This is a genomic window from Veillonella sp. CAG:933, assembly GCF_000431435.1.
In the GTDB taxonomy this organism is placed as follows: domain Bacteria; phylum Bacillota; class Negativicutes; order Veillonellales; family Veillonellaceae; genus Veillonella_A.
This window is the reverse complement of sequence record NZ_HF986202.1, coordinates 584-1,032: the sequence shown is the minus strand read 5'-3', so window position 1 is coordinate 1,032 and position 449 is coordinate 584. Positions and strand designations below refer to the sequence as shown.

The window sequence follows — 449 nt, the reverse complement described above, 5'->3', positions numbered from 1 at the left end:
GATATTCCCACGGCTCTGTTACGTTGTTTCGCACTAGCACCGGCGTATTATCCGGCACAGTCGACCAATCAAACGCGCCAATCTCAATAGCGATATTCAAAGGTTCTTTATCTTCCCAATTAATATTATTAAATAAATTTGATAATTCGCCTAATGTCCTCACATAACCATTAGCAATCCATGCGTATTTATTTTTAACTGGCTTGCGTACAAAAGCCCGGACCCAACCATTGTGGTCTTTTGCAATAAATCTAAATCCTTCGTTGTAAAGGAATTGCATTATATCGTTTCTTAATTGACTTTTATCCATGACATAACCCCCTTATTTGATTTTCTCATCCAACTCTTTTGCTTTGTCATTCATCGTTATCGCTCCTATAATTGCTATTCAATAATTCGCTTTCCCTATACAAATTGAACCAATCATCGGCGGTCATCGTTACAAGCCA

Annotated in this window: 1 protein-coding gene; it reads right to left on the bottom strand. The window is 37.9% G+C overall.

The window, feature by feature from the left end; genetic code table 11:
• The coding region (locus QZL64_RS07125; RefSeq protein ID WP_296309432.1) for a hypothetical protein at positions 1-310 on the bottom strand (310 nt) is incomplete at its 3' end.
• Positions 311-449: the final 139 nt, after the last annotated feature.